General features: G+C 32.3%; 21 protein-coding genes. 12 read left to right on the forward strand and 9 right to left on the reverse strand.

Annotated features, from left to right (window positions below; genetic code table 11):
• Positions 1–11: 11 nt before the first annotated feature.
• Positions 12–1568: a hypothetical protein gene (locus FLACHUCJ7_RS08870; RefSeq protein ID WP_180908643.1), complete on the reverse strand. Its 1557-nt coding sequence runs from the start codon at positions 1566–1568 to the stop codon at positions 12–14.
• A 103-nt stretch (positions 1569–1671) separates the two neighbouring features.
• Between FLACHUCJ7_RS08870 and FLACHUCJ7_RS08875 the strand changes: the two genes are divergently transcribed.
• On the forward strand, positions 1672–4056 hold the full coding sequence (locus FLACHUCJ7_RS08875; protein ID WP_180908644.1) for a penicillin acylase family protein: 2385 nt from the start codon (positions 1672–1674) through the stop codon (positions 4054–4056).
• A 46-nt stretch (positions 4057–4102) separates the two neighbouring features.
• Here FLACHUCJ7_RS08875 and FLACHUCJ7_RS08880 read toward each other — a convergent pair whose 3' ends face one another.
• The 4 genes from FLACHUCJ7_RS08880 to FLACHUCJ7_RS08895 all read right to left on the reverse strand — a co-directional run bounded on the left by FLACHUCJ7_RS08880 (position 4103) and on the right by FLACHUCJ7_RS08895 (position 6411).
• A complete protein-coding gene (locus FLACHUCJ7_RS08880; protein WP_180908645.1) occupies positions 4103–4528 on the reverse strand; it encodes a VOC family protein in 426 nt (141 codons plus the stop codon).
• A gap of 30 nt (positions 4529–4558) precedes the next feature.
• On the reverse strand, positions 4559–5299 hold the full coding sequence (locus tag FLACHUCJ7_RS08885; RefSeq protein WP_078229237.1) for a DUF6597 domain-containing transcriptional factor: 741 nt from the start codon (positions 5297–5299) through the stop codon (positions 4559–4561).
• A 43-nt stretch (positions 5300–5342) separates the two neighbouring features.
• A complete protein-coding gene (locus FLACHUCJ7_RS08890; protein WP_078229238.1) occupies positions 5343–5798 on the reverse strand; it encodes a hypothetical protein in 456 nt (151 codons plus the stop codon).
• A gap of 196 nt (positions 5799–5994) precedes the next feature.
• Positions 5995–6411 carry a DUF6157 family protein gene (locus FLACHUCJ7_RS08895; RefSeq protein ID WP_180908646.1) on the reverse strand — a complete coding sequence of 139 codons (417 nt, stop codon included), beginning with the start codon at positions 6409–6411 and terminating at the stop codon, positions 5995–5997.
• 529 nt (positions 6412–6940) lie between these two features.
• Between FLACHUCJ7_RS08895 and FLACHUCJ7_RS08900 the strand changes: the two genes are divergently transcribed.
• Complete coding sequence (locus FLACHUCJ7_RS08900; protein ID WP_078229240.1) at positions 6941–8281, forward strand: FAD-dependent oxidoreductase; 1341 nt, start codon at positions 6941–6943, stop codon at positions 8279–8281.
• Between the two features lie 58 nt (positions 8282–8339).
• Here the strand turns inward: FLACHUCJ7_RS08900 and FLACHUCJ7_RS08905 are convergent, their stop codons facing one another.
• Positions 8340–9857 (reverse strand): helicase HerA-like domain-containing protein, encoded by a 1518-nt coding sequence (locus FLACHUCJ7_RS08905; protein ID WP_180908647.1) that lies wholly within the window; start codon positions 9855–9857, stop codon positions 8340–8342.
• A 387-nt stretch (positions 9858–10244) separates the two neighbouring features.
• Here FLACHUCJ7_RS08905 and FLACHUCJ7_RS08910 point away from each other — a divergent pair, with 387 nt between their 5' ends.
• The 8 genes from FLACHUCJ7_RS08910 (at position 10245) to FLACHUCJ7_RS08940 (ending at position 16726) form a co-directional block, all read left to right on the forward strand.
• A complete protein-coding gene (locus FLACHUCJ7_RS08910; RefSeq protein ID WP_031455291.1) occupies positions 10245–11069 on the forward strand; it encodes a MotA/TolQ/ExbB proton channel family protein in 825 nt (274 codons plus the stop codon).
• Positions 11070–11121: 52 nt separating this feature from the next.
• Positions 11122–11754, forward strand: coding sequence for an ExbD/TolR family protein (locus FLACHUCJ7_RS08915; protein ID WP_180908648.1), 633 nt, complete (start codon positions 11122–11124; stop codon positions 11752–11754).
• 19 nt (positions 11755–11773) lie between these two features.
• Complete coding sequence (locus FLACHUCJ7_RS08920; protein WP_180908649.1) at positions 11774–12316, forward strand: ExbD/TolR family protein; 543 nt, start codon at positions 11774–11776, stop codon at positions 12314–12316.
• A 34-nt stretch (positions 12317–12350) separates the two neighbouring features.
• Positions 12351–13154 (forward strand): energy transducer TonB, encoded by an 804-nt coding sequence (locus FLACHUCJ7_RS08925; RefSeq protein WP_180908650.1) that lies wholly within the window; start codon positions 12351–12353, stop codon positions 13152–13154.
• The gene (locus tag FLACHUCJ7_RS25320; RefSeq protein ID WP_230408806.1) at positions 13154–13384 is read left to right on the forward strand and encodes a hypothetical protein; all 231 of its coding nucleotides are present in this window, start codon (positions 13154–13156) and stop codon (positions 13382–13384) included. The genes FLACHUCJ7_RS08925 and FLACHUCJ7_RS25320 overlap by 1 nt, the downstream gene beginning before the upstream one ends.
• Before the next feature lies 1 nt (position 13385).
• Entirely contained in the window at positions 13386–14312 is a 927-nt protein-coding gene (locus FLACHUCJ7_RS08930) for a PstS family phosphate ABC transporter substrate-binding protein (protein WP_180908651.1), read from the forward strand.
• Positions 14313–14323: 11 nt separating this feature from the next.
• Positions 14324–15991 (forward strand): tetratricopeptide repeat protein, encoded by a 1668-nt coding sequence (locus tag FLACHUCJ7_RS08935; RefSeq protein WP_180908652.1) that lies wholly within the window; start codon positions 14324–14326, stop codon positions 15989–15991.
• 102 nt (positions 15992–16093) lie between these two features.
• Complete coding sequence (locus FLACHUCJ7_RS08940) at positions 16094–16726, forward strand: 7-carboxy-7-deazaguanine synthase QueE (RefSeq protein WP_180908653.1); 633 nt, start codon at positions 16094–16096, stop codon at positions 16724–16726.
• A gap of 57 nt (positions 16727–16783) precedes the next feature.
• On the opposite strand, the gene FLACHUCJ7_RS08945 is transcribed toward FLACHUCJ7_RS08940, so the two are convergent.
• The 3 genes from FLACHUCJ7_RS08945 to FLACHUCJ7_RS08950 are packed head-to-tail and all read right to left on the reverse strand — an operon-like array spanning position 16784 to position 18051.
• Complete coding sequence (locus FLACHUCJ7_RS08945) at positions 16784–17197, reverse strand: YfiT family bacillithiol transferase (protein WP_317170887.1); 414 nt, start codon at positions 17195–17197, stop codon at positions 16784–16786.
• Positions 17185–17328 (reverse strand): DinB family protein, encoded by a 144-nt coding sequence (locus tag FLACHUCJ7_RS25585; protein WP_317170886.1) that lies wholly within the window; start codon positions 17326–17328, stop codon positions 17185–17187. The genes FLACHUCJ7_RS08945 and FLACHUCJ7_RS25585 overlap by 13 nt, the downstream gene beginning before the upstream one ends.
• 15 nt (positions 17329–17343) lie before the next feature.
• Positions 17344–18051 carry a class I SAM-dependent methyltransferase gene (locus tag FLACHUCJ7_RS08950; RefSeq protein ID WP_180908654.1) on the reverse strand — a complete coding sequence of 236 codons (708 nt, stop codon included), beginning with the start codon at positions 18049–18051 and terminating at the stop codon, positions 17344–17346.
• 74 nt (positions 18052–18125) lie between these two features.
• On the opposite strand from FLACHUCJ7_RS08950, the gene FLACHUCJ7_RS08955 reads away from it, so the two are divergent.
• Both FLACHUCJ7_RS08955 and FLACHUCJ7_RS08960 read left to right on the forward strand, forming a co-directional pair.
• Positions 18126–18620: a YkgJ family cysteine cluster protein gene (locus FLACHUCJ7_RS08955; RefSeq protein ID WP_031455300.1), complete on the forward strand. Its 495-nt coding sequence runs from the start codon at positions 18126–18128 to the stop codon at positions 18618–18620.
• A 112-nt stretch (positions 18621–18732) separates the two neighbouring features.
• Positions 18733–19968, forward strand: coding sequence for an ABC transporter permease (locus FLACHUCJ7_RS08960; protein WP_078229252.1), 1236 nt, complete (start codon positions 18733–18735; stop codon positions 19966–19968).
• Positions 19969–20246: the final 278 nt, after the last annotated feature.

The following is a 20246-nucleotide window of genomic DNA, read 5'->3' on the forward strand; positions in this document are numbered from 1 at the left end:
TAGATTGATAACTAGATTAAAATCTTTTTCAAAGATTCGGCAATGCTTCTCCATAAAAAATTGTAAAATGATTTTTCCTGAATTCTTTTTAGTTCGACATCGGCATTTTTGACTTTATCTTTCGAATCATTTTTGACTACCAGATTAACGATAGCACTTTTGAGTTTTGCTACTTTTTGGGGATTTTTCTTTTTATAAAGTTTCACTTTTAGATCATCATAATCTAAGGATGCATTTCCTTTTACAGCATCATCGTTCCCATAAAAATTAAAACGATATTTATTAAAAACTCCTGTAAATGAAGCATTCATATAAGGTTTGCTGAATCTTTCCATTGCCGCAACATCAAAGTTTGAGATTACACCCTGAATATGAAAACTGTCTTTTTTGTCTAAAACATTAAAACTCCAATCGACATCTAATGGAGAAGTTTTCATGAAAATACAATTCACTTTAATCTTAACATCATCAGTTTTTTTTAATCCAAAACCACTCTTTATATTGGTTGCCTGCAAATTAAATTTATCAAAATTTAAAACTCCCGGGCCTTTAGAAAAATCTTTCTCTTCTTCATAAACAAGTTTAGATTTAAGAACCTGCAGCGTGTCAATTTCAAGTGGAAATTTTATATTCCGTAATAAATGATTATATAGATATTTTTTGCTCAGATCGTCTGCTGGCATTTTGCCGCGATAAATGTTGGCGTCAAAATGGTTGATTACAATCGAGTTCGCCTTAAAGAAAAAACGGTCATTTTTGAATCCCCAATTCATTTTTGCTACTTGAGCCGAATCAAATTTCAGGATATTAATGTCTTTTTCTTTTTTTAACTGCTTTATAAAATCAGGACGATTAAATTGCGGTATATAGGAGAAATTATTAATTTTCAGAAAGTTCTTTCCAGTACTTATTTTGCCAATATTCAAATGATAAAAAGCACTTGTGCGAAAAAATAAGCTGTCAATTACTAAGGCATAACTTTTATATTGAATTGGAATTTTCTCTTTTAAAGTAGCGTCTGTCAACAAAATTCCTTCTAATTTAAGAATGATTTTTTTGATGCTTAAAATTGGTTTTTCAGAATCTAGAGAAACGACATCAGCGGTTCCGTCATTTAAATAAATATTTGAAACCGCAATTATTTTACGAAAAGGTTCAAGAATTTCACTTTTAATACTTTTGCTGTTGTTCAATAATTTTTCACCTTTTTTATATAATATTATTCGTGGTTTATTGATAATAATACTCTCTGCCTGTATAACATCGTTAAAAGCAAGATCCCAAATATTGAAATGCTCGATTGTGATGGATTCAATTTTAGAAAAGAGTCCGTTTTTGCTGTCTTTTGGCTGATTTTTAGGGCTTACTAATAACGTCTGTGCATAGATATTTCTTGACCAAAGCGAAACTTCTATTTTTTCATAATTGATATTATATACAGTGTTGTTTTTCTCATGAATAATAATAGGAAGCTGTTTTTTGATCCAGTAATTAAGACCAATGTCCAGAAATATACCTAGAAGGAATAAAGAAATTAGACCGATTGCTATTTTTTTTAATATTGACATTATCGTATTGGTATTAATTACATAAATTTAGATTTTTAAAATAACTGCTTTTTTACACGATTTTACTTTTAAGTTATAATATTACTTTTTCATTAGCTTTAATATGAAGATAATTAAAAAAATCCTGCTGATTATTTTGGTGCTGATTGTAGTTGCTGCAATAAGTTTATTTGCCTATATTTTTCATTTAAAACCGAGATATGAGGGCGAAATAGAATTAAAAAATCTCCAAAAAGAAACCAGCGTTTATTTTGATGATTTTGGAATTCCACATATTTACGCTGATTCCGAAAAAGATGCTATGACTGCATTGGGATATGTTCATGCTCAGGATAGGTTGTGGCAAATGGAATTACTTCGAAGAATTGCGCCTGGAAGATTATCAGAGATTTTTGGGGCTGTAGCATTAAAAAATGATATGTTTTTCTCTGGGATAGGCATTGAAGAAGCTTCTGCTAAAGCCATTGCAAAATTAGATAAAGATAGCCCGGGCTATCAATTGACATTAGCATATTTAGACGGCATTAACCAATATTTGGAAGAAGGAGTAACGCCAATTGAATTTACCCTGATTGGTGTCAAAAAAGAAAAATTCACTATAAAAGATGTTTATAATATTTTTGGATACATGTCTTTTAGTTTTGCAATAGCTCAAAAAACAGATCCTTTATTAACTGATATACGAAACAAATATGGAATGCAATATTTGAAAGATTTAGGAATTGAAGGAGAATTTAATACCACACAAATCAAAAGTTCAAAAGAGATTGAAGCGTATACCGAGATTGCAAAATCAGTTGCAGCATTGCTGGATAAATCACCAATTCCACCATTTGTAGGCAGCAACAGTTGGATTGCGGGTCCAAATAAAACAAAAAACGGGAAAGTTATTTTTGCAAATGATCCGCATATTGGGTTTTCGCAGCCTGCCACCTGGTATGAGGCGCATATAATAACACCAAATCATGAATTATATGGATGTTATCTGGCAGGAACCCCATTTCCGTTATTAGCGCACAATCGTGATTATGCTTATGGTTTAACCATGTTCGAGAACGATGATATCGATTTTTATCAGGAAAAAGACAAACCTGGAGATTCATCTCAATACCAGACGCCAACAGGTTTTGCCAACTATGAATCCAGAACAAAAACAATCAGTGTTAAAGATACTTCTGATGTAGTCCTGACCGTTAAATCAAGCCGTCATGGACCAATTATGAATAATTTGCTGGAGCGTTTAAAAAATAAAAATCCGGTAGCTATGTCATGGATTTATACGCAGCAGCCTATCCGGATTCTGGATGCCGTTTATGGGCTTTCACATGCTAAAAGCAAGAGTGATTTTAAAAAAGCAGTGCAATTAGTTGCAGCACCGGGATTGAATGTAATGTATGGCGACGCTAAAGGAAATGTTGCCTGGTGGGCTACAGGTACATTATATAAGCATAATAAGGGTGTGAATTCATTTTTTATTTTGGATGGTACTAGTGGAAAAGATGATATTGCAGAATATCTGGATTTTTCCAAAAATCCATCTGCAGAAAATCCAAAGTGGGGTTATGTGTATTCGGCGAATAACCAACCGGAAGCAATTGATGGTTATTTGTATCCGGGATACTATTTGCCGGAAGATCGCGCTAAAAGGATTTCGACATTAATGGATAAAAAATCGAATTGGGATAAAGAAGAAATCAGCAAAATGATTTATGATAATAGATCTGATGTCGCGGTCGAGGTTACCCGAAATTTAATTTCGAATATTGATTTCAATTCGATCTCATCAAAAGAAAAAGAAGCTGTAAATGTTTTAAAATCATGGAAAGGAACAACCAATCTGGAAGATCTTGGGCCAACGATTTACAACAAGTGGATTTACCTCTACCTCAAGAATACATTTGAAGATGAAATGGGAGTCGATAATTTCAATTTGTTCTTAGGAATTTCTGTCGGCAAGCAAGTGATAGCGCATCAAATTAAAAATGAAAATTCGGTTTGGTGGGATAACATTAAAACTAACAAAGTGAAAGAAACAAGAAAAGATATTATTTCAAAATCGTTTCATGAAACTATTGCTTCACTTCAAAAACAATTAGGAAATACAATTACTGACTGGAAATGGGGAGAAGTACACACTGTTGAGCACGAACATCCTTTAGGAAAAGTGGCTTTGCTTCGTGGTCTTTTTAATGTAGGGCCTTTTGCGGCTCCAGGATCAAACGAGGTAATTAACAATCAGTTTTTTGGCTTTAATGATGAAGGTAAATATTATGTAAAGGGAGGTCCTTCAACAAGAAGAGTTATCGATTTCTCAGACATTGAAAATAGCTGGAGTATTTTGCCAACAGGACAATCAGGAAATCCGTTTAGCAAACATTACAGCGATCAGGCCGAAATGTTTAATTCAGGAAAATTCAGAAAAATGAAGCTGAATAAAGAAGAAATTGTAAAAACTTCGACCAAATTGATTTTAAAGCCGAAGTTTTAATTAAAAAAAGCCAGAGCTAAAAGTTAGTTTTTAAAAATTCACTTTACTAACTTTTAGCTTTTTCAGCTATTCCTAAAATATATCCATTATTGTCCAGGATGTAAAATTCCTTCATGCCGTACCATGCTTTCTTTAATGGAGTACTTTCAATTTTTTTGTTGCTGATTTCCTGATAAAAGCTATCAATTCCTTCTATTTCGATATAAAAAGAAACGGTCGCTCCAATGGCAATTCCTTTTGAAAAGATAATATCTTCTTTAAAAGAGTCTGTTCGTTGAAACATCAATTCTATATTATCTTTTGAAACCAAAGCATAGATATATTCTTTATTTTCATCAAAAGACGAATCAACTCCATCCTGAGTTTCGGGAACAGCCATAACTAAATGAAAGCCTAAAATATCCTGATAAAATTCGACAGTCTTTTTAATATTAGTTACTTCAAAATTGGGTGTTAGTTTGTTTGCTTTCATAAGTCTATAGTTTTAATTTAAAAGACAAACTTACTTTTTAATGAGAGTCGATAATTGTAAAAATCGGTCATTTTCATTTTTTGCTAATTCTCGTGGAGTAGATCCTGTATATTTTTTGATCTCTTTTATATAATGTGCCTGATCTGTATATTGATTCGTGTTATATAGTTTTTTGTTGGCGATTTCAGGATAGGTTTCATTGCATCGCATTATATTCAGAAGTGTTTTTAACGGAAATCCAAATTGTTTGTAAAAATACCTGTTAATTTGGCGACTGTTCCAAAAAGTGCTTTCTGACAATTGACTGACGTTGTAAATTTTCTTTTCGTATATGAGGTTAAAAAGAGAAATTTTCCTTTCATCAATTTTTTTGATATCGTTAATAGAAAAAATTATTTGATTCAAAAGATTAGCAGCAAATAGATCGAGGTCATCACTTTTTAAAGTGTCAATTCCCCAAAAGTTTATTGGCAAACATTGTGTTTTTTCCAGAATTGATTTTATCTCTTTTTGAAATATGTATTCTGCTGAAATAAGCTTAAATCGAATGGCAAATAATTTTGTTGATTTTGGTAGTGTTATATTTACGGGCTTTGTCCAAACGCCTGTAAGCTTTATTTGTGTTAGCTTTTCGTTCTCATATTCTGCAATTAAATCAAAACAACCATCTGGTATTATGCAATGTTGTATTTGTATCGTGTTTTCATATTCCCAAAAGCATTCGATAAAGTTTGATAGAAAGCCATCTGCTTTTATTTCTCTGTATTTCATTATCGAATAGATTTAGAACGGATATAGTTCAAATAGGCATATTTTACTTGGCCCTAATATATTTTCCTGTAACAATATCTCTGGCATATATGTCAAGATTGATATTAAGCGCTTTATTCGTAGTCATTATATTTGTGGTCTGATATATTTTGTCCTTTTGATATGTTTTTAAAAGCGTTTCTAATTCTATTTCGTCGTGAAAAGCAAACAAATTATAAACGGCATCTCTGAAATTTCTAAAATTGATAGTTTCAGTTATTTCCATTGTTTTTTGTTCATTCCATTTTTCTTTGAAAGCAGTTTCGTTTATTTTGTTTAGACAATAATCGACGAAATAGGTTTTGTAATGGGTCGCTTCAATGATTTCATTGACAATAATTGCATTTTGTTGAGTAGGCATTTGTACTGGTGTAGAATAGGTTTGAGAAATACCAATATATGGAGCCAATATGAGGAGTAATAAAATCAAAAGAGAATGCTTTTTTTTAAAATTTTTCATAGGTTGTTTAAAGTTGTAAACCGTTTGGTTTTGCGTTTTAATATTGTTTTTTGGGTGGCGCTAAAATAGTATTTTTTGTTTTAAATATTCGATTGAATAAATCAGTTTTGAATAAAAAAAACCGATAACAAATTTTTAAAATTTGTTATCGGAGTAACTAAGATATCCATTACGATACTATTTGTTTTGAGAAAATTTATTTTCTTGAAGTGCGCATAGCTTTGACAACTTGAATATTTTTATCATTAGAAAGTTTTTTATATTCCGGGGTTTCCACTCCGTAAAGGGCAATTTTTCCGCTTTCGTCATTGTGTATTCCCCAGCCATAACGTTTTGTTAAAGGAGAGGCTCTGAGACATGCTTGTCCTTTCGAGAAAAATTGTTTCCTCGCTTCGGTATATTCTGATTTAGTCAAATCTTTTTTGTCAGTAAACACCTGAAACAAAACATCGTCCGAAGAATACTGATACGGATGTGTACTGATCATCTCAAACTCAATATTAGCAATTGTTTTGTTCTCGCCTTTTACCGGTGGAATTTCGCCACTCGTTAAAGGACAGTCTTCTGCAATTTCAATAAATGTGTTTTGGTAGTTCGTAGTGTGGACTTTCATTTTTTTTGTTTGTTGATTTTAAAGTATTGAAAAATGAGTAGAATTTTGATTGACTGATTTTGTTTTTGATTGATGATTGAAACTTTAATGCGTAGATATCCAGTGTGTTGTGTTTAAAATTACAAATTTTTATTGAAATTTAAATGTGATTATATGTTAGACGATTTTTTTGTCATTTGGTTTCATTCTTTTATAAAGTATTTTGTAAAGCTGAAACCAATTTTTTATGAAGACTAATGTCACATGATGGGTAGAGGCTAATATCATTAAGTTGAGGATTAAATGATAAAATGATTGCTGATTTTTGATTAACGATTTTTGATTTCAGATGTAAAAACCTTCTAAAATCATCAATCTAATATTTAGCCAAACCAAATCTGAAATCAAAAATCGTTAATCGTTAATCTAAAATCTCTTAACTTAATGTCATGACCAACTAAATATCAATGATAAGGAGGAAATATTTGGGTTATTTTAAAGCTGTTGTGTATTTATTACTTATTTTTACGGCCTTATATAGATTTTCTTGATGCAAACTTCACTAAAAATTGCTGTTGTTGGTTCCGGACTTGTAGGATCGCTGTTGGCAATTTATCTTAAAAAAGCAGGTCACATCGTTCATGTTTATGATCGTAGTCCGGATATTCGCAAAATAAATTTTTCAGGCCGTTCCATTAATCTGGCAATGTCAAACAGAGGCTGGAAAGCCCTTGATCGTGTTGAAGTTGGAGATTCAGTTCGTGAAATCGCTATTCCTATGGATAAGCGGGCGATTCATCTGGTCGATAAACTCAATTTTCAGAATTATGGACAAGAGGGTGAGTCAATTTATTCGATTTCAAGAGGAACACTAAACCGAAAAATGATTGATCTTGCCGAAGAAGCCGGAGCTGAGTTTTATTTTGAGGAAAAAATCTGGGATGTGACACTAAATGATGCTACTTTGCATATTGGTGAAACTGAAAGAGGAGAGTGGGAAGAGAGGAAATACGATATGGTTTTTGGTGCAGATGGTGCCTTTTCGAGAATCCGTCACAGGATGCAGCGTCAGAGCATGTTTAATTATTCGCAGGAATTTTTGAATATGGGCTATAAAGAATTAAATATTCCGGCCAACCCGAACGGATCACATAAACTGGATAAAAATTCTTTTCATATCTGGCCCAGAGGTGAATATATGCTGATTGCGCTTCCTAATCTTGACGGGAGTTTTACTTGTACTTTATTTATGCCTTTTGAAGGAGAAAATTCATTTGCTTCGCTAACAGACCGAAAAATGGTAGAAGATTTCTTTGAGAAAAACTTCCCGGATTCGATTGAAGTAATTCCGAAGCTCGCAGAAGATTTCTTTAAAAATCCAACAAGTACTCTGGTTACAATGAAATGTTTTCCGTGGACATATGAAGATAAAATTGCTTTAATTGGAGATGCGTGTCACGCTATAGTTCCTTTTTATGGACAAGGGATGAATGCTGGTTTTGAAGATATTACCATATTAAATGAAATGATTGAAAAGTATGGAAATGACTGGAAAAAAATCTTTTCAGAATATCAAATTTCCCGAAAGCCAAATGCTGATGCAATTGCGGAACTTTCGTATCGAAATTTTATGGAAATGAGTACTAAAACTGCCGATGAAAAATTTTTACTGCAAAAGAAAATAGAAAAAGTATTCTCAGATAAATACCCTGAAAAATGGATTCCGCTTTACAGTCGTGTAACTTTCAGCGATCGTCCGTATGCCGAAGCTCTGGCAATTGGAGACTTTCAGAACGGAATTATGGAAGAAGTATTACGAATGGATAACATTGAAAATATCTGGAACACTCCTGAAGTTGAAAATAAGATTTTGGAACTGCTTAAAAAATAATTGCATTAAAAACAATTACAATGTCAATCTGTTTTTTGACATTGTAATTGATTTGTTTTTATTTTTTAAATATTTTAGTTAGGACGCCAAAAACGCCACGAATAAATGTAGCACTCGTTACAACTTTCAAAACCGATTTTCCAACAACACTCGCCGTACTTGGTTCTGCTTTTGATGCTCTTGTCGGAGCCTGTTCTTCCTGTTCGGCAGCAGCCTGAGCAGCTTCATCAATTTTCTTGTTTAGGATTTCATAAGCACTTTCTCTGTCAATTTCTTCAGCGTATTTTTTAACTAATTTAGATTTATTGTTAATGTTGTCAATTTCATCTGATGTTAAAATATCCATTCGGCTTTGTGGAGCACGCATCATAGTCGCTACAAGAGGAGTAGGGGCTCCTTTTTCGTTTAAAGCAGTTACGAGCGCTTCTCCTATGCCTAAGCTAGTAAGCAATTCGTCAGTTTTATAATATTCAGAAGTTGGGTAATTATCAGCTGTTTTTTTGATTGCTTGTCTGTCATTTGCTGTAAATGCCCTAAGCGCATGCTGAATTTTTAAACCTAATTGAGCCAAAACCCCACTCGGTACGTCCATTGGATTTTGTGTTATGAAATAAACACCAATACCTTTTGATCGAATCAATTTTACAATGGTTTCAATTTGGTCTAAAAGCGCTTTGCTGGCTTCGCTGAAAATCAAATGAGCTTCATCAATAAAAATAATCAGTTCTGGTTTTTCAGCATCTCCTTTTTCAGGCATTTGTTGATAAATTTCGGCCAATAAACTTAACATGAAAGTAGAGAATAATTTGGGTTTGTCCTGAATATCCGTCAGGCGGATAATATTTATATACCCTTTTCCATTTTCATCTATTCGCATCAGATCATCAATTTCAAATGATAATTCTCCAAAAAACAAATCACCTCCCTGTTGTTCGAGTTCAATGATTTTTCTTAAAATAGTTCCGGTTGTAGAGGTGGAGATTTTGCCGTAGTTTTCTTCAATTTCTTCTTTACCTTCTTCCGTAATATAATTGATGACTTTTTTGATGTCCTTCAGATCTAATAAAGGCATTTTATTATCATCGCAATATTTAAAAATGACAGCCACTACACCAGCTTGAGTGTCGTTTAAATCTAAAATTCTGGAAAATAATACAGGACCAAACTCAGAAACAGTCGAACGAAGCCGCACACCATCTTGTTTAGATAATGACATTAATTCAACCGGGAAAGAACTAACATTGTAAGGTATGTTTATTTTAGTATGACGTTCGGCAATAAAGTCTTCCTCTATTCCTTCTTTTGCAATACCGCTAAAATCACCTTTTATATCCATCATCAAAACAGGGATTCCGGCATTTGAAAGCTGTTCTGAAAAAATCTGAATCGTTTTTGTTTTACCAGTTCCGGTTGCACCCGCAATCAGACCATGTCGGTTTAAGGTTTTTAAAGGGATTTTTACATGAGCTTCTGCAATTGCATTTCCGTCAAGAATTGCACCCCCCAGTGTAATGCTGCCGCCTTTAGATGAATATCCATTGTTTATATCTTCAATGAAATTGTCTTTTTTATTCATATTTTAGTTGTAATTTAGATGATTATAAGAGAATTGCTTGGTTTTTTGGTTCTTTTCTTAGCTTTTATTGGTTTTTTTTAACAGGAAAACAGGCTTTTTTATTGAAAATAATATAAAAAATAATTTCGCAGGTTTTTAAGAAGATAACAAAGGAATATTTGAATATTTACTAAAACGTTGTAATTTTTCTATAAATTACCCATTTTTTTGGTTTATCAAAAAAAATACTCGGCCAATTTAATGAGATCTTTTGTAATTCCAAGTTAAATTTCATTCAATTAAATTAAAAAAAGTTTTTTTATTTAAACTAAAAATATAAATTTGCTCCTCTACAAGTTAAATATAACTAAAAATAAAAATTATTTAAAACTATTAAAATTAAAAAAAATGGCAAACGTTAAAGTTAAAAAAGAAAGCACTTCAAATGGAGGAGGGATGGTTTCAGGAATCATTATTGTAGCATGTGTTTTTGTTGGTTGGTTAATCTGGAAATTCGTTATGGGAGCTCCTGCTAACTTTGAAGGAGGAAACGCTGAAACAGGTCATCCATTGAATACTTTAGGTATGGTTTATAAAGGAGGTTTCATTGTACCAGTATTATTAGGTATGTTTTTAATGGTTGTTGTTTTTTCTATTGAAAGATTTTTTGTTATTTCAAAAGCTGCTGGTAAAGCTAATTTAGATGCATTTATGAAAAATGTACAAGGAAGCATCAAAGAAGGTAACATTGAAGCTGCTATCGCATCATGCGACAAACAACAAGGTTCAGTTGCAAATGCAATTAAATCTGCTTTGATTAAATACCAAGACGTTAAAAAAGAAGGTTTCAATAGTGAAGAAGCTTCAGAAGTAATCCACAAAGAAATCGAAGAGGCAACTTCATTAGAAATGCCAATGTTAGAGAAAAATATGACTATTATTTCTACTTTAGTATCATTAGGAACTTTAGGTGGATTGTTAGGAACTGTATCAGGGATGATTAAAGCGTTTGGTGCGTTGGCTTCTGCAGGAACTCCAGATCAGGCTGCTTTAGCAACAGGTATCTCTGAAGCACTTATTAATACTGCAACAGGTATCTCTACTTCAGTATTAGCAATCGTTTCTTATAACTTCTTTACTGCTAAAATTGACGATTTAACTTACTCAATCGATGAGGCTGGTACTACAATCGTAAATACTTACAGAAAATTCAGAGGAAGCTTAAGACAATAATTAATTTTTGATATTAATTTTAGATTAATTATCAAAATAAAATAAAAAGAGAATGGCTAAAATAAAAATGAAAAAAAAGTCAACATCGACAGATATGACTGCCATGTGTGATGTTGCGTTCCTTTTGCTTACGTTCTTTATTTTGACCGCTACTGCTAAAGTGCCTGAAGCACTTCCAGTTGATACGCCTTCATCTACTGTGTTAACTAAATTGCCGGATTCTGATTTGGCTATTATTTCAATAGGTAAAGGAAAAGACGGGAAAAGCAAAGTGTTTTTTGATTTAAAAGGAAGAGAATTGCGTAAACAAACTCTTGAGGGTATGGGTGCGAAATTAGGAGTTGCTTTTTCAGAGGAGGATAAAACTAAGTTTTCGTTAATGGACGACTTTGGTGTGCCGCTTGCAAATCTAAAGCAAATCATTGATATGAAGGCTGCAGAGAGAACTAAGACAAATCAGCCTGGAATTCCAATTGACTCTTTAAACAATCAGCTGAAAGAATGGCTTTTGGTTTCAAGAAGAGCTGCAATTGATTTAAGTGGAGGTACTAAAGAATTGCAGATTGCAATAAAAGGGGATGCAAAAGAAGATTATCCACAAATCAAAAAGATTATGGATATTTTGCAGGATCAGAAAATCAATTCCTTTAACTTGGTTACAGGTATGAGAGGTAAAGACTTTTAATTAAAAAATATACACTAAAATGGCTGAATTAAATACCGGCGACGGTGGCGGCGGAAAAGGTGGTAAAGTAAGAAGTAAAAAGCAAAATTCAAAGGTCGATTTAACGGCAATGGTAGATTTGGCTTTCTTATTGATCACATTCTTTATGTTGACCACGACGTTGTCTAAACCACAAGCGATGCCGCTAGGTTTGCCAGATAAAGACGAAAAAACGGATAACAAGTTTAAAGTCGATGAGAAGAGAACTATGACGATTATAATGGGTGAGAATAATAAGCTTATCTATTATATGGGATTAATTGATACTCCTATTGCTGGACCTAAAGATATAGCTTACGGAAAAGACGGAATCCGTAAAGTATTATTGTCAAATAAAAAATCAGTACTTGAGTATACTGGCGATAAGACTAAAGGGATTATTGTCATCATCAAGCCAGGTAAAAAATCGAAGTATAAGAATCTTGTTGACATTTTAGATGAAATGGCAATTTCAGGTGTTGAAACTTATGCTATTGTTAATGATTTTCTTCCTAAAGAAACAGAATTGTTAGAGAAAAAATAATTTTATTTTTTTAATAACCTAATAATCAATAAAAATGAAATTAGATATTATAAAAAATCAGTGGCTTGATATCGTATTCGAAGGACGTAATAAGATATATGGTGCATATGAGTTAAGAAAATCAAATACTAAAACTACGGTAAGAGCACTTATCATTGGTTCTATTGTTTTTAGCTTAGCTGTAGCTGCTCCTCTTATTATGAGTTTAATACCTGATTCTGGTGATGAGGAAGTGTTAGCTAACGAGATTAAGCTGACTAAAATAAAACTGCCTCCAAAAAAAGAGGAAGTAAAGCCTAATACGCCACCGCCGCCACCACCACCGCCAAAAGTTGATCAGGTGAAATTTGTGAAACCTGTAGTAGCTAAAACTGAAGAGATTACTGAAGAGCCACCAAAAATTGTGGATCTTAAAGAAAAGAAAATCGGTTCTGAAACTATTAAAGGTGACCCGGATGCAGTTTTAACTGTTGATGAACCAGTTGGTAAAGGACCGGTTGCTGAAATCGTACAAGAAGATAATAACGTATATAACACGGCTGGTATCGAAGTAAAACCGGATTTCCCTGGAGGGATGGAAAAATTCTACAAATTCGTAGGAAACAATTACAAGACTCCTGAAGAAGAAGGTTTAAAAGGTAAAGTATATGTTACATTTGTAGTTGAGAAAGATGGTTCACTAACTGATATTAAAGTTTTAAGAGATATCGGATACGGGACTGGAGCTGAAGCTATCAGGGTTTTGAAAAAATGCCCTAAATGGACTCCTGGTGAACAAAATGGTAAAAAAGTAAGGGTACTTTATTCTCTTCCTATTACAATTCAATCTGCAGAGTAATGTTAAAGAATATATTGGATAATATTCAGAAGAAATCGCTCAAAGAGCGATTTCTTCTCGTTTTAGGAATATTGTTTTTTTTGATTTATCTTGTACTGGGTTTAATGATTATGTTTTGGAAAAAATTACCATTAAACATGGATCCTATCTATAGATATGCATTTGGTATTTTGTTAATAGTATATTCTGGGATACGATTTTTAAGATTAATAAATTCTAAAACTGAATAACATGTTAAAAAATGTTAAAATTTTGGCTTTGATTGTTTTTATCTTTTTGTTTGCGATGTGTAACCAAAAAAGTAAAAACGATTCGAACAAGGAAACAATTTTAAAGGGATCTATAGAAGTTACTGTCGATGAAACGGTTAAGCCAATTATAGATGATCAGGTTGCTGTTTTTGAGGGAACATACTATGATGCTAAAGTTGTTGTTAAAGCTAAATCGGAGGCAGAGCTAATCAATGATTTGTTGAATGAGAAGACAAAGGTTGTTGTTACAGCGAGAGATTTAACTAAGGAAGAAACAGATAAATTTGTAAAACTCAAGATAAACCCTAGAATTACTCCATTTGCCAGTGATGCTATTGCTTTTATTTCCAATAAAAGCAATAATGATACTTTGATTGCGTTAAAAACTGTAATTGATTTTATGAAAGGAATATCTAATCCTCAAATAAAAGGATTGGTCTTTGATAACCCCAACTCTAGCACAGTAAGGTTTATGAAAGATTTGGCTAAAGTTAAGGATATACCGGCTAAGAGCGTTTTTTCATTTAAGACCAATGAAGAAGTTATTAAATTTGTATCTGAAAATGATGGTATGATTGGTGTTGTTGGGGTTAATTGGCTATCTCAGCCATCACCGGAAATGCAGAATATTATTCATGATTTGAATGTTTTGAGTGTTAAAGGATTAAATAGTAATAAATATTATAGCCCAACCCAAAATGATATTGCAGAAGAAAAATATCCTCTGGCACGTAAATTGTTTGTCATAAATTGTCAGGGATATTCAGGATTAGGAATGGGCTTTGCTTCATTCATAGCAGGAGACATTGGACAGCGTATTGTTCTAAAATCAGGTTTAATGCCAGTTCGAACTCCTGGTAGAAAACTGGAAATTAGAAATAAAATTATAAACGATAAAGAAAATTAATTACAATAGAGATGAATAAATTTAAAATTTTTAGTCTTGCCTTAGTTGCTTCAGTTTCTGTTGCAAAAGCGCAAGATATCAAAGAAGCTAAAAAAGCAATTGATGCAGAGCAATTTCAAAAAGCAAAATCATTGCTGAAATCTATCATCAAAGCTAAACCTTCTGATGGAGAAGCAAATTTTGTTTTAGGAAATATATATTTAAATGAAAGTGTTGTTGACTCTGCTAAAATCTATTATTTAAATGGATTAGAGGCAGCCGACAAAAAGAATTTAAATTATATAGGATTAGGACAAATAGATCTTGATGAGAAAAATACGGCAGCTGCTCAGGCAAACTTCGGTTTGGCAACAAAAGATATGAAACGTAAAAGTGTAGATGAATTTATTTACATTGGTAGAGCATATATAAATTCTGATAATCCGGATTATGCTAATGCTGTTGCTGTATTGCAACGTGCTTTGGCAGTTGAACCACAAAATGCAATTGCACTTTTAACAATAGGAGATGCTTATTATGGCGCAAATAACCAAAACGATGCTTATAAGGCTTACCGTGATGCATTTACTGCAGATCCAACACTTTTAAGAGCAAAAATGCAATTAGGGGTTTTATTGAAAGGTGCTAAATCATATGATGAAGCGATTAAATCGTTTAATGAGGTTATTGCTTTAAATTCTAATTATGGTCCTGTTTACAGAGAATTAGCAGAAACTTATTATAAGTGGGCCAGAAATAAGCCTTCTACAGCTAAAGTAAATTTACAAAATGCAATTACAAATTATGAGAAATACCTGAGTCTAACTGATTACTCTTTAGATTCTAAAATGCGTCATGCTGATTTCTTGATTTTAGTGAAAGATTATAAAAAACTTGAAGAAGTTGCGAACAAAATGATTGCAGAGAATAAAGTAAATCCTAGAATTTTTAGGTATTTAGGATATGCTGCTTACGAAAACGGCAATGCTGATGTAGCAATTAAATCTATAGAAGATTTTATTAAAACGCCTACAAACAAAGTGATTGGTAGAGATTATTTGTATTTAGGGTTATCTAAAATTAAAAAAGGAACAAGCGCAGAAGGTGTTGTTGACCCAGCTGCTTTTGATGCTGGATTAGCTGATATCAAAAAAGCGATTGAATTAGAACCATTAGTTGTAGAAGAACTTGCTGATTTTGGGAAAGCCTTATTTGGTAAAAAACAATATACTCAGGCGGCTGCTATTTTTGAACTTGGAGCAGCTAATACAGAATCTAAAAATTATTTAGATGATGCAGTTTATTATGGTATTTCTGTTTATTATGGTAATGCAAGTAAACCAGCTGAAGGTCGTGATAAAACAGCTTTGTCAAACGCAGATGCTACTTTTGATAAAATTTTAGTTGCTTCACCTACCTATGATGAGGCTTATTTATATAAAGGAAGAATTAACAGCTTATTAGACAAAGATGATTTAATTATTAAAAATTACACTGAGTATGCTAATAAAGCTACAGCTAAAGGACCAGAAGAATTGGCTAAGCCTGCTACTGTGAAGAAAGTTGTTGAATCTTACAATGCAATTGGTGCGGCTTATGCAAACACTGACAAAGCTAAAGCTATCGAGTATTTTAATAAAACTTTAGTTTTAGATCCTGCAAATACATATGCTGCTCAATCTGTTAAATCTTTGAAATAGTAAAGATTTTATATTACTAAATATAAACCGGTAGTTCTTTGAGCTATCGGTTTTTTTATGTTCCGTATTTAATTAACTATCTTTGCACTTTAAAATAAAATAATGTTATCAAAAGAAATACAATTAGAGGTAAATAGAGGAGCAATGTTGCCTTTAATGGAAGAATTTTATACGATTCAGGGTGAAGGTTTTCATACGGGAACAGCGGCTTACTTTATACGAATTGGAGGTTGCGATGTAGGCTGTCATTGGTGTGATGTGAAAGAAAGTTGGAATGCAGCATTGCATCCGCCTACGAGTATCGATTTAATTGTGAAAAATGCTTCAATTTATGCCGATACAGTTGTAATAACAGGAGGTGAACCGTTAATGTGGGATATGACTTTTTTAACTCAGGAATTGAAAAATAAAAACCTGAAAGTCCATATTGAAACTTCAGGAGCATATCCGCTTACAGGTACTTGGGATTGGATTTGTTTGTCGCCTAAAAAAAATAAATTACCCACTCAGACGGTTTACGCTAATGCGCATGAGTTAAAAGTAATTATTCATAATAAACACGATTTTATCTTTGCCGAAGAACAAGCTGAACTTGTAAATGATGGTGCGATTTTATTTCTTCAGCCAGAATGGAGTAAAAAAGAAGAAATGACTCCGCTAATTGTTGATTATGTAATGAACAATCCAAAATGGAGGGTTTCACTTCAAACTCATAAATATTTGAACATACCATAAAACAAAAAAACTCTTCAAATGAAGAGATTTTTTGTTTTAACTCATTGGAAATAATGTTTATACCCAGTTTTTATCTTTTTTTAAAGATGTGATATGCGATAAATGATGATTTCCGTGCCAGGCATATAATCCAATCATTTGATTTATACTGATTTCAGAATTACTCTCCGGATGAATAAAAGATTTTTTTAAATCAGTTTCAGATAAACTTTTAAGGATATAAGTTATTCTAAAATGCAAACCACTTAATAAATTCAGTGTAGGTTCGATAGGCATTTGTAAATTATCAGGCAGTTCGCTCCATAAAGTTTCATCGTAGGCTTTTATAACCGGATTATTTTCAGTCAATGCCCATTTAATTCTGATAAAACAATTCATATGGCTTTCTGCACAATGATGGATTACTTGACGAAGAGTCCATCCTGCGGGGCGATATGGAGTGTTCAGTTGGTCGTCGCTTAAATGAATGATTTCTTTTTCAGTCTTTCAGGAAAAGTTGCTATTTCTTCAATTTTACTTGAAATATATCCGATGGTATATTTTGCAGGAACTTCAAATTTTCCTATTGGATATTTTAATTTTTCTAAATCAGATTCTTTCATCGAGTATTTTTAATGTTAAATAAAAAGTCTGGCTAAATAATCATAATGCTCACCTTCTAAAATCAATTCGCATTTAAGTCCATTTGCAATTGCAGCATTTTGAAGTGTGTTGTAATCTAAATAAAGCCAGTCAAAAGGCTCTTCTTTTTCTCCTTTGTAGGATATATTAAAGACAAGTTCACCATAATAATCATTATTTGAGGGAATCCATTTTCCACCATCCTCATCTTCATCAAACATATAAATAATATCTGAACTGTCGAGCAGGATTTGTCCGTCTTGATTTAAAAGTGATTTTAGTTTATACAAATACTTGTTACAATTTTCTAATTTTCCAAAAATACCAACGCCATTCATTAATAATATAATGGTGTCAAATTTTTCTCCCTCAAAATCTAATATGTTTTGAACTTTGGCATCTTTTACGCCTCTAAGTTTGCATGTTTCTATTGCTTTTTCAGAAATGTCAATCGAAATCACATCTAAATTGCGATCATTCTGTAGTGATAAGCTATGGCTTCCGGCTCCGCAGCCAACATCTAATATTTTTCCAGTGGCCAATTGTAGCGCTTTTTGTTCTATTTTAGGCATTTCGTTATAAGAACGAAATAAATAATCAATACTCATTTCATCTTCTTCTGAAATAGTGGTTTCGGTAATAATATCTTCAGGTGAATTATTGGTTTGAAAATCAAACATCGCTTTTCCAAAAAGATCTTTCATTGTAATTTAGTTCAAAGATTAAGGTTTCGAGTTTAAAGTTGTTTAATTTTGCAGATCAACTTTAAATAGTAAACTTGAAACAGATTTTAAACAACTTAAATAAGTTAGCCAAAGATAAGCATATCGAAAACAAAAAGTATTTTGATAAGCTGAAAAAGAAGCAACCTAAAAATTTAGATTATGTTATGCAGGATTTGCATGATGCCGAATTTAAAAAAACGGATTGTTTGCAATGTGCTAATTGTTGTAAGACAACCGGACCGTTATTTACTTTGGCTGATATTGAAAGGATTTCAAAATCTTTTAGGCAAAAACCACAGCAATTCATCGATCAATATCTTCGAATAGACGAAGATAAAGACTATGTTTTAAAAAGTGTTCCCTGTACTTTTCTTGACAATGAAAATTATTGTATGATTTATGATGTTCGTCCAAAGGCTTGTAGAGAATTTCCTCATACAGATCGGAAAAAGTTTCATCAAATTGCAGATCTTACCTTAAAAAATGTTGCCATTTGTCCGGCTGCATATAATATTGTTGAAGAAATGAAAAAGAAACTTCCTTTATAAGAATCTAAATAGGATCTAATTATTTTTAGGAACAATTCTTTTTTGGTTTTTTAGATGTACTTTTGAATTACACCAAATAAAATTATTAAATCAACATAAGACCAATCATAAATTGAATTTAGAATATTTTATAGCTAAAAGACTTATTGCTGCTAAAAATTACAAAAGCAGTATTTCGGCGCCAATTATCAAAATCGCTATTTCTGCTATTGCGATTGGTATTATTATGATGTTGGTTTCGGTAGCAACAGGAATTGGATTGCAGAAAAAAATACGCGATAAAGTTTCAGCTTTCAACGGCCAGGTGATTATTTCGAATTATGATAACAATAATTCTGAAGTAACATTGATTCCTATTTCTAAAAAACAAGATTTTTATCCCAATTTCAAATCAGTTCCAGATGTAAGTCATATTCAGGCTGTCGCAAGTAAAGCTGGAATAATTAGAACTGAAAAAGCTTTTGAAGGAATAATTTTTAAAGGAGTTGGGTCAGATTATGATTGGAATAATATAAAAGAATATTTAGTAGAAGGGAAATTACCTGATTTCTCTAAAAGTTTAAATGAAGAAGTTATAATTTCCAAATTTCTTGCTAATAGGCTTAATTTAAAAGTAGGCGATAACTTCAATACTTTTTTTATTAAAGAAGAGCAAGGCAAAATGCCAAATAGCCGCCGATTCAAAATTACAGGTGTTTTTAATTCAGGTTTTCAGGATTTCGATGCTACGTATATAATAGGAGACATTCGTCATATCCAAAGAATTAATAAATGGACTCCGGATCAGGTAGGAGCTTTTGAAGTTTTTGTAAAAGATTTTAATAACATCAAAACAACAGGTAATCAAATCTACGAGCAAACATCATCAAGTTTAGATACTAAAACTATAATTGAAAAATATAGTTATATTTTCGATTGGCTTCAGCTTTTCGATTTCAACATTATCGTTATTTTAGCCGTTATGATTTTGGTAGCAACAATAAACATGGTAGTTGCTTTATTAGTGCTAATTTTAGAACGTACACAAATGATTGGAATTCTAAAAGCACTGGGCGCGAATAACTGGACAGTGCGTAAAATATTTTTGTGCAATGCTTTTTATCTTATAATACGAGGACTGTTTTGGGGAAACTTAATAGGTATTTCAATATTGTTAATTCAACAGCAATTTGGAGTAGTTCAATTAAATCCCGAAAATTACTATGTTAATCAAGCGCCAGTTTATATAAATTGGGCTTATGTAGCCTTGTTGAATTTAATGACTATAGTGATTTGTTTCTTAGCATTATTAATTCCCTCCTATATTATAACCAAGATTTCTCCCGTAAAAGCTATTCGTTTTGATTAGCAAACTATAAGGAATGATATTGCGATTCCGATAGTTTTAACTTAGGTTTTTTATGCATATACTTGGTGTTTTAATTCTATTTAATCTTCGAGTTTTGCATTCAAGTTTAGTAGTTATTTCCCGCCGTCCTTCCAAATCTTTTGTTTTGAACCCCAAAACAAAAGGATTTTCCCTCCTATCCTACCGTCTGGACACAAAAATGTTTATATTTGAAAAAGCCAAATTTTGGAAGACAGACAATTTAAGGATTTAAAAGATCAGCGTTTATTAAGGAGGGG

It is taken from the genome of Flavobacterium salmonis (assembly GCF_903819435.1).
Classification (GTDB): domain Bacteria; phylum Bacteroidota; class Bacteroidia; order Flavobacteriales; family Flavobacteriaceae; genus Flavobacterium; species Flavobacterium chungangense.

What these genes read in the sequence shown, in the direction of transcription:
- FLACHUCJ7_RS08870 (WP_180908643.1), bottom strand. Translation starts at nt 1,568, where the DNA reads ATGTCAATATTAAAAAAAATAGCAATCGGTCTAATTTCTTTATTCCTT.
- FLACHUCJ7_RS08875 (WP_180908644.1), top strand. Translation starts at nt 1,672, where the DNA reads ATGAAGATAATTAAAAAAATCCTGCTGATTATTTTGGTGCTGATTGTA.
- FLACHUCJ7_RS08880 (WP_180908645.1), bottom strand. Translation starts at nt 4,528, where the DNA reads ATGAAAGCAAACAAACTAACACCCAATTTTGAAGTAACTAATATTAAA.
- FLACHUCJ7_RS08885 (WP_078229237.1), bottom strand. Translation starts at nt 5,299, where the DNA reads ATGAAATACAGAGAAATAAAAGCAGATGGCTTTCTATCAAACTTTATC.
- FLACHUCJ7_RS08890 (WP_078229238.1), bottom strand. Translation starts at nt 5,798, where the DNA reads ATGAAAAATTTTAAAAAAAAGCATTCTCTTTTGATTTTATTACTCCTC.
- FLACHUCJ7_RS08895 (WP_180908646.1), bottom strand. Translation starts at nt 6,411, where the DNA reads ATGAAAGTCCACACTACGAACTACCAAAACACATTTATTGAAATTGCA.
- FLACHUCJ7_RS08900 (WP_078229240.1), top strand. Translation starts at nt 6,941, where the DNA reads ATGCAAACTTCACTAAAAATTGCTGTTGTTGGTTCCGGACTTGTAGGA.
- FLACHUCJ7_RS08905 (WP_180908647.1), bottom strand. Translation starts at nt 9,857, where the DNA reads ATGAATAAAAAAGACAATTTCATTGAAGATATAAACAATGGATATTCA.
- FLACHUCJ7_RS08910 (WP_031455291.1), top strand. Translation starts at nt 10,245, where the DNA reads ATGGCAAACGTTAAAGTTAAAAAAGAAAGCACTTCAAATGGAGGAGGG.
- FLACHUCJ7_RS08915 (WP_180908648.1), top strand. Translation starts at nt 11,122, where the DNA reads ATGGCTAAAATAAAAATGAAAAAAAAGTCAACATCGACAGATATGACT.
- FLACHUCJ7_RS08920 (WP_180908649.1), top strand. Translation starts at nt 11,774, where the DNA reads ATGGCTGAATTAAATACCGGCGACGGTGGCGGCGGAAAAGGTGGTAAA.
- FLACHUCJ7_RS08925 (WP_180908650.1), top strand. Translation starts at nt 12,351, where the DNA reads ATGAAATTAGATATTATAAAAAATCAGTGGCTTGATATCGTATTCGAA.
- FLACHUCJ7_RS25320 (WP_230408806.1), top strand. Translation starts at nt 13,154, where the DNA reads ATGTTAAAGAATATATTGGATAATATTCAGAAGAAATCGCTCAAAGAG.
- FLACHUCJ7_RS08930 (WP_180908651.1), top strand. Translation starts at nt 13,386, where the DNA reads ATGTTAAAAAATGTTAAAATTTTGGCTTTGATTGTTTTTATCTTTTTG.
- FLACHUCJ7_RS08935 (WP_180908652.1), top strand. Translation starts at nt 14,324, where the DNA reads ATGAATAAATTTAAAATTTTTAGTCTTGCCTTAGTTGCTTCAGTTTCT.
- FLACHUCJ7_RS08940 (WP_180908653.1), top strand. Translation starts at nt 16,094, where the DNA reads ATGTTATCAAAAGAAATACAATTAGAGGTAAATAGAGGAGCAATGTTG.
- FLACHUCJ7_RS25585 (WP_317170886.1), bottom strand. Translation starts at nt 17,328, where the DNA reads ATGAAAGAATCTGATTTAGAAAAATTAAAATATCCAATAGGAAAATTT.
- FLACHUCJ7_RS08950 (WP_180908654.1), bottom strand. Translation starts at nt 18,051, where the DNA reads ATGAAAGATCTTTTTGGAAAAGCGATGTTTGATTTTCAAACCAATAAT.